Origin of the sequence: Pseudomonas sp. 2822-17, from assembly GCF_002742485.1 — a bacterium.
In the GTDB taxonomy this organism is placed as follows: Bacteria; Pseudomonadota; Gammaproteobacteria; order Pseudomonadales; family Pseudomonadaceae; genus Aquipseudomonas; species Aquipseudomonas cyclaminis.
The window spans coordinates 1-292 of sequence record NZ_LJRZ01000045.1 but is presented as its reverse complement, the minus strand read 5'-3'; the positions used below and the strand labels follow the sequence as shown (position 1 = coordinate 292).

1 protein-coding gene is annotated in these 292 nt (G+C 46.6%); it reads left to right on the top strand.

Going from position 1 to position 292, the window contains the following annotated elements:
* Positions 1-292: FAD/NAD(P)-binding oxidoreductase (locus AOA60_RS00140; RefSeq protein WP_158234998.1), on the top strand; the 292-nt coding region annotated here is incomplete at both ends.

Here is a 292-nt window from a genome sequence, read left to right as displayed (position 1 = left end):
ACAGTGAAGTGAGTGAACTTCTGGAAGCGGAGGCAAAACGCAAGGGTGTTGACATAGTTCTGGGTGAAAAAGTAGAGCGTTTCGAGGGGGAGGAACGGGTCAAGAAAGTACAAACGGTTAAGGGCACTTACCTCACTGATATGGTGGTCATAGCAGTGGGCGTAAAACCCAATACTAGTTTTGCAAAAGAGGTTGGCATTCAACTACACCAAAGTGGGGCTATTGAGGTCAACGCTTATATGGAGACGAATATTGATGGCATCTATGCAGCAGGCGATTGTGCCGTTCAATA